Below are 6,855 nucleotides of genomic sequence, written 5' to 3' on the forward strand. Positions count from 1 at the left end.
CGACGGGGCGTGGTGCAGGATGCCGCCGATGTAGTAGCGGGCCAGGTCCGACAGGCCGGCGTAGCCCGACTCGTCGTGGAACAGCGGCTTGCCGTCCTTCCACAGCGACTGGTGGGCGTGCATGCCCGAGCCGTTGTCACCGAACAGCGGCTTCGGCATGAACGTGACCGACTTGCCGTTCTCCCACGCGGTGTTCTTGATGATGTACTTGAACAACTGGACGTCATCGGCCGCGTGCAGCAGCGTGTTGAACTTGTAGTTGATCTCGGCCTGACCGGCGGTGCCGACCTCGTGGTGGCCGCGCTCAAGGGTGAAGCCCGCGTTGATCAGGTTGGTCGACATCTGGTCGCGCAGGTCGACGTAATGGTCGTAGGGCGCGACGGGGAAGTAGCCGCCCTTGGGGCGAACCTTGTAACCCAGGTTCGGGCTGCCGTCCGGGTCGGTCAGCGAGCCGGTGTTCCACCAGCCCGATTCGGACTCGACCTCGTAGAAGGTGCCGTTCATCTCCGAGCCGAAAGCCACCGAGTCGAAGATGTAGAACTCGGCCTCGGCGCCGAAGAAACAGGTGTCGGCGACGCCGGTCGAGGCCAAGTAGTCCTCGGCCTTGCGGGCGACGTTGCGCGGGTCGCGGCTGTAGGCCTCACGAGTGAAGGGGTCATGGACGAAGAAGCTCAGGTTCATCGTCTTGGCCTTGCGGAACGGGTCGATCCGCGCGGTTGCCGGGTCCGGCAACAGCATCATGTCCGACTCGTCGATCGACTGGAAGCCCCGCACCGACGATCCGTCGAAGGCCAGGCCGTCCTCGAACACCGACTCGTCGAATGCCGACGCCGGGATCGAGAAGTGCTGCATGACGCCGGGCAGGTCGCAGAAGCGGATGTCGACGTACTCGACGCCCTCTTTCTTGATGCCCTCGAGAAGTTCTTCTTTGCTGCTATACACCGTCCGGTGACTCCTTCACTTGTGTGTAACCAAGAGGATCTGATGGTTACTGCGCCAGGGGGAACCTGGCAGTGTCGATGACGTTATGTAGGTCACGTTGCCCATGGGTCAAAGGCGTGTTTCCCCCGCGTTAACCGGCATGCGGCATGCCGGGGCGGCGTGAGAGACCCGGACCAACTATGGCAAACCGCGACTGGGGGGACGAGGGGAACCCCGGAAACGTGTCCCCGCGCACCCGCCTACGATGGACATATGGGACAGCAGTCGGGCCGTCGGGCCGCCGGATCGTGGCTGTCGGGGCCGCGCGTCGATGACATCGCAGCCAAGGACAACGAGTATCCGGGGCAGGATCTGGGCCTGCCCGCCGAGGGGCCGGGCAGTCTCGCCACGGGGTGGCGTCGCTGTGGCGGACTTCTGGTGGATTGGTTGATGGCCTACGCCGTGGCTTTCGTGTTCGTCGCGAACGAGCCGACCATCGAGGAGCGGGTGGCGGCGGTGTCGCTGCCGCAGTTGGCCATCTGGTTCGTCGTCGGCGTCGGGACCGTGACCCTCTTCGGCTTCACGCCGGGGCAGTTCGCCGTCGGATTGCGGGTGATCCGCGTCGACCTTGGGGCCGACGAAAACGCCGCCATGCGCGCAGCGGTCGGCGTCGTCCGCGCGCTGGTGCGCCAGCTCCTGATCGTCGTGGTCGTCCCGGCGCTCATCAACGACAACAACGGCCGCGCATTGCACGACCGGGTCACGCGCACCGCGGTGGTGCGCAGCCGCTGATCGGACCGGCTAACGCCGGCGTCGAGCCTTACGGCGGATAGTCGCGAGCGTGCCCTGCCAGGCGAGCACGACACCGTCGGCCATCGTCGTGGGTTCGATCAGATCGCGCGACAGCAGCGCGGTGGAGGCAGCGACGGTGGACTTCGAAGCCTTGGAACGCTGGCCGGAATCGAACGGTGGCTGCGGGTCGTATTCGATCATCAGCTGGATCGCCCTCGCCCGGTCCTCACCGGCTACCTGTGCGGCCAGCCAGAGGGCCAGGTCGATGCCGGCGGAGACACCGGCGGCGGTGGCGATGCGGCGGTCGGCCTCCACGACGATGCGCTCGTCATCGACGGCGACCGCGCCGAACATGGGCAGCAGCCGCAGCGACGACCAGTGCGTCGTCGCGCGTCGGCCCTCCAGGAGTCCGGCTGCCGCGAGGACGACGGAACCGGTGCACACCGATGCGGTCCAGTCGGCACCAGGGGAGACTGTGCGCAGCCAGCTGAGCAGCCCCTCGTCGCGGGCGGCCGACGCGCTGCCCGGACCGCCGGGGACGAGCACAATGTCAGGGGAGGGGGTCTCGTCGAAGGCATGCGTAGCGCCAATCGCCAGCACACCGGAATCGGCGACTACCGGCCCCGGCTCGTGCGCGACGAAACGGATGTCGGCGCCGGGGAGTCCGCGCAGCACCTCGTAGGGGCCGACGAGGTCGAGCGCGGTGAACCGCGGGTACACGACGATCGCAATCTGGGTCATGGACACATCCTGCCGCACGGGGTTAGTCTCCCGGTGGTCCCGGGACGACGCGGGGCAGATCTGGGGGGATCACATGATTGATGCCGCGCTGCGCTCGGTGTTTTTCGAGGTACGGGTCGTCGACGACGGTCGGTTGCGCCGCGTCGACGCAGAGGATGCGCCTGAAGTGGTCGCGGCCCTCCGGCTGACGCGTCCGCTGTCGGGATCGTCGGTACGGGTGCGCGCCGCGGAATTGCTGCCCCCGCTGGGCGGCGCCGCCGAGCCCAATGCCATCGCGTCGGCGTTGCGAGCCGCTGGCGTGGCCACCGACGAGGCGCAACTGGTCGCCGCAGCGCTCGGGTCTGCGGTGTCGACGGCCGAGATCGTGGCCGTCGACGTCGAGGGTCAAGTACTCCCCGGTGCGGTCGCGGTTTTTTGCTCGCCGCGCGGCGACGTGGTGTCCGTCCCGTCGACCGCGGCCGACGGTGGGAAGTGGTTCACGCTCGCGCCCGCGACGCCGCGCCGCGTTGCCCTGGCGTGCGCCGACCTCGCCGATGCGGCTCAGATGGGTCCGGCTCAGCGGCGGCGCGCGGCGCGCTGAATATTGCGTACCTTGGCGCCCTGCGGCATCGGGCCCTTGGGCAGCGCGGCCCCGCCCTTGCGGGTGTTCAAGGCATCGAGTCGGGCCTCGAGGGCGTCGACCTGCTTGCCGTCGATGTTCTTCGGCAGCTTGTTCAGGTGCTTCTCGAGCTTGCTCAGCTCCACCTGACCCTCGTCATTGCCGACGAGGACCACGTAGATGGGAGTGCTGCCGACGACCCGCGAGATCTTCTTCTTCTCCTGGTTCAGTAGCCCCTGGGTGCGGTTCGGGTTGCCCTCGCCGACGAGGATGACGCCGGGCTTGCCGATCACGCGGTGCACCGCGTCGAGGTGGGTGGTACCGACGACGGCCTGCTTGATCCGCCACGTCCCGCGCATGTTGCCCAACGCCCAACCGGCAGCCCCCGGCTGTCCCTCGGCCTTGGTGAAGACCGTCTTCTGCACGCGCCGGCCGAACAGGATGAACCCGCCGAGTAGGCCCGCCATGATCCCGAGCGGGATGGTGAACCATACCTGGCCCAGCCACAGGCCGACGCCGACGGCGATCGCCACAGCCAAGACGAATATGCCGACCATGTACGGGACGAGGCGCTTATCCTCTTTGCGCTGCATCTGGAACGCCTGCCAGAGCTGCTTGCGGCGCTCCTTGGAGGCTTGTTTGCGGGCCAGCTTGGCGGCCTTCTTGGCCTCTTTGTCCGCGGGTTCGTTCGCCTTTGCCATGAACGCCAGTCTACGGTGTGCGCGCGGCGCCGAAGACGGCGGTCAGAGGGCCATGCGAGTGAGGACCGAGGACGCCTCTTGCGCGGCGCTGCTCTCGGTGGCCAGGTGGGCCAGTGCCGGCGCCAAGGGGCGCCCGTGGCGGGCCATCGCCTGTGCGTAGAGTCGTCCCGCGCGGTACGAGGAGCGGACCAAGGGTCCGGCCATGACGCCGGCGAAACCGACGTTCGTGGCGAACTCGGACAACTCGACGAACTCCTCGGGCTTGACCCACCGTTCCACCGGGTGGTGGCGCGGCGAGGGCCGCAGATACTGGGTGATGGTGACGATGTCGCACCCGGCGTCGTGCAGATCGCGCAGCGCCGCGCGCACCTCGTCGGTCGTCTCACCGAGCCCGAGGATGAGATTCGACTTAGTGACCAGGCCCGCATCGCGCGCCTGGGTCAAGACGTCGAGGGACCGGTCGTAGCGGAACGCAGGACGGATCCGCTTGAAGATGCGCGGAACCGTCTCCAGGTTGTGCGCGAGGACCTCCGGACGTGAGTCGAAGACCTCGGCGAGCAGGTCGGGCTTGGCATGGAAGTCGGGGATGAGGTTCTCGACTCCGGTGCCTGGGTTGAGCTCGTGGATCTTGCGCACCGTCTCCGCATACAGCCACGCGCCCTCGTCGGGCAGGTCGTCGCGCGCGACGCCGGTGATTGTCGAATAGCGCAGTCCCATGGCCGCGACGCTCTCCGCGACGCGGCGCGGCTCGTCGCGGTCGAGCTCAGCGGGTTTGCCGGTGTCGATCTGGCAGAAGTCGCAGCGCCGGGTGCACTGCTCGCCGCCGATGAGGAACGTTGCCTCCCGGTCTTCCCAGCATTCGTAGATATTGGGGCAGCCCGCCTCTTCGCACACCGTGTGCAGGCCTTCGCGCTTGACCAGGCCCTTGAGCTCGGAATACTCCGGGCCCATGGTGGCCCGTGTCTTGATCCACTTGGGCTTGCGCTCGATGGGCGTCTGTGCGTTGCGCACCTCCAGCCGCAGCAGTTTGCGGCCATCGGGCGCGGTGCCGGCGGATCCGGGTTCGGGGGTGGGGCTGGGACAACTCACGATGACGATCCTAGTGAGGCCGACGTCGACGCGGCGACCGCGCCGGTGCGGGGCAGGGGATGGTCGAGCCAATAGGCCACCGATTGCGCGACCTCGCCGCGGACCTCGTCGACGGTGATCGGCCGGCCGGTCTCGCGCGCCAGCGACGTCACGCCCGCATCGGCGATGCCGCAGGGGACGATGGCGTCGAAGGCGGTCAGGTCGGGGTCGACGTTGAGTGCGAAGCCGTGCAGGGCGACCCCTCGTGCGACACGGATTCCGATCTGCGCGACTTTTCGCGCCCCGCCGTCGAGCCAGACGCCGGATCGGCCGTCGACGCGCCCGGCGGTGATGCCGTGGGCGGCGCACTCGGCGATCAGGGCTTCCTCGAGGCGCCGAACGTAGGCCACGACGTCAAGTGGTTCGCATAGCCCGACGATCGGGTAGCCGACGAGTTGGCCGGGTCCGTGCCAGGTGATGCGCCCGCCGCGGTCGACGGTGATCACCTCCGACCCGTCGGTCGGTAGATCACTGTCCTCGGTGCGCTTGCCGGCCGTGTAGGTCGACGGGTGTTCGAGTAGGAGGAGGACATCATGGTCGAGCGTGCCGTCCGCACGTGCGGCGGCAAGGGCGTGCTGCTCGTCGTAGGCGCTGCGGTAGTCGACCGTCCCGAGCCACCGCACCTCCAGCGGATCGAGGGAGCGGCGAGCGGAATCGGCGGACGACATCAGCGTGTCCACGTCAGGGCGTCGACGAGGGTCTCGTCGGTGAAGGAGAATCCGGCGCGGGTCAGCACCTCGGGTACAACGCGCGAGGACCCCAAGATCATTTCCCGCGCCATGTCGCCGCCCAGCGTGCGCAAAACGGCGGCCGGCACCGGGAGGCGGGTCGGCCGGTGCAACACCGACCCGTAGGTACGGATGAACTCGTCGAAGTGGACGGGTATCGGTGCCGTGAGGTTCACCGGTCCGGCGAGGTCGGGGCTGCTCAGCAGGAACTCGATTGCCGCCACCTCGTCGCGCAGCGAAATCCAGGACAGGTACTGCTTGCCGTCGCCGAGGCGTCCGCCGAGCCCGACCTTCACCAGCGGCCGCAGTCTGCCCAACAGGCCGCCGCGCGGGGCGAGGACCGGCGCGGTGCGCAAGAACACCACTCGTGACTTCTGGGCGGCCGGTGCCGCGGCGGCCTCCCAGTCGACCGCGAGGTCGGCGAGGAAACCGGCGCCGGGTCCATCGGCCTCGGTGGCCGCGCGGCCCCCGGTGTCGCCGTAGAAACCCGTCGCGCTCGCCGACAGGAACACCGGCACGTCGGATTCGGCGATCGCGTCGGCGAGGACTTCGGTCGGCGTGATGCGCGAGTCACGCAACTGTTGGCGGAAGTGACCGCTCCACGGGCGGTCGCCGATGTTGATGCCGCCGAGGGCGACGACGGCGTCAACCCGCTCAAGCGCCTCGTCGGGCACGCCGAAGCTCTCCGGGTCCCAACTGAACTCGTCGGGTTTGCGGGCCTCGCGACGCACCAGCCGGGAGACCTCGGCGCCGTGGGACCGCAACGCCGACGTCAGGGCCGATCCGATCAGCCCCGACGATCCGGCGATCAGAACGTGCATGGGCTACAGCCCGAGGTCGGCGCCGAACTCTCCGGCCTCGAGGCGCTTGCGGATCGTGGTGACGAATCGCCCGGCATCCGCGCCGTCGATGAGTCGGTGGTCGTAGGTCAACGGCAGGTACGCCATCGACCGGACGGCCAGCGACTCGTCGCCGTCGTGATCGGTGATCACCACTGCGCGCTTGACGATGGCGCCGGTGCCCAGCATCGCCGCCTGCGGCGGAACCAGGATCGGGGTGTCGAACAGAGCGCCCTGGCTGCCGATGTTGGTGATGGTGAACGTACCGCCGGCCAATTCGTCGGGCTTGAGGCCGCCCGTTCGGGCTCGATCGGCGATGTCGGCGATCGCGCGGGCCAAGCCAGCCAGCGAGAGGTCATCGGCGTTGTGGATAACCGGTGAGAGGAGGCCCTGGTCGGTGTCGACGG

The 6,855-nt window shown here is 68.4% G+C and carries 9 protein-coding genes; 2 read left to right on the top strand and 7 right to left on the bottom strand.

Annotation, left to right across the window (positions count from 1 at the left end; genetic code table 11):
• Nucleotides 1–942 (bottom strand): glutamine synthetase beta-grasp domain-containing protein (locus B4L26_RS02020; protein ID WP_290715224.1); only part of this gene is annotated, 942 nt, incomplete at its 3' end.
• A gap of 252 nt (nucleotides 943–1,194) precedes the next feature.
• On the opposite strand from B4L26_RS02020, the gene B4L26_RS02025 reads away from it, so the two are divergent.
• Nucleotides 1,195–1,713 (top strand): RDD family protein, encoded by a 519-nt coding sequence (locus tag B4L26_RS02025; RefSeq protein ID WP_290715226.1) that lies wholly within the window; start codon nucleotides 1,195–1,197, stop codon nucleotides 1,711–1,713.
• Between the two features lie 9 nt (nucleotides 1,714–1,722).
• On the opposite strand, the gene B4L26_RS02030 is transcribed toward B4L26_RS02025, so the two are convergent.
• On the bottom strand, nucleotides 1,723–2,454 hold the full coding sequence (locus tag B4L26_RS02030; RefSeq protein ID WP_290715228.1) for a DJ-1/PfpI family protein: 732 nt from the start codon (nucleotides 2,452–2,454) through the stop codon (nucleotides 1,723–1,725).
• A 73-nt stretch (nucleotides 2,455–2,527) separates the two neighbouring features.
• Here B4L26_RS02030 and B4L26_RS02035 point away from each other — a divergent pair, with 73 nt between their 5' ends.
• Complete coding sequence (locus B4L26_RS02035; RefSeq protein WP_290715230.1) at nucleotides 2,528–3,034, top strand: ESX secretion-associated protein EspG; 507 nt, start codon at nucleotides 2,528–2,530, stop codon at nucleotides 3,032–3,034.
• Here B4L26_RS02035 and B4L26_RS02040 read toward each other — a convergent pair.
• From B4L26_RS02040 to B4L26_RS02060, 5 genes are all read right to left on the bottom strand, one after another.
• Nucleotides 3,010–3,753: a DUF4191 domain-containing protein gene (locus tag B4L26_RS02040; protein WP_290715232.1), complete on the bottom strand. Its 744-nt coding sequence runs from the start codon at nucleotides 3,751–3,753 to the stop codon at nucleotides 3,010–3,012. The genes B4L26_RS02035 and B4L26_RS02040 overlap by 25 nt on opposite strands.
• A gap of 42 nt (nucleotides 3,754–3,795) precedes the next feature.
• Nucleotides 3,796–4,842: a lipoyl synthase gene (lipA, locus tag B4L26_RS02045; protein WP_290715234.1), complete on the bottom strand. Its 1,047-nt coding sequence runs from the start codon at nucleotides 4,840–4,842 to the stop codon at nucleotides 3,796–3,798.
• Nucleotides 4,839–5,549, bottom strand: a complete 711-nt coding sequence (gene lipB, locus B4L26_RS02050; RefSeq protein ID WP_290715236.1) for a lipoyl(octanoyl) transferase LipB — start codon at nucleotides 5,547–5,549, stop codon at nucleotides 4,839–4,841. The genes lipA and lipB overlap by 4 nt, the downstream gene beginning before the upstream one ends.
• Nucleotides 5,549–6,430, bottom strand: coding sequence for a TIGR01777 family oxidoreductase (locus B4L26_RS02055; protein WP_290715238.1), 882 nt, complete (start codon nucleotides 6,428–6,430; stop codon nucleotides 5,549–5,551). Before B4L26_RS02055 ends, lipB begins: the two co-directional genes overlap by 1 nt.
• Nucleotides 6,431–6,433: 3 nt before the next feature.
• Nucleotides 6,434–6,855, bottom strand: a 422-nt coding sequence (locus tag B4L26_RS02060) for a 2-oxo acid dehydrogenase subunit E2 (protein WP_290715240.1), incomplete at its 5' end; no start/stop codon positions are given.

This window comes from Gordonia sp. UBA7599 (assembly GCA_002477755.1).
Taxonomy (GTDB): domain Bacteria; phylum Actinomycetota; class Actinomycetes; order Mycobacteriales; family Mycobacteriaceae; genus Gordonia.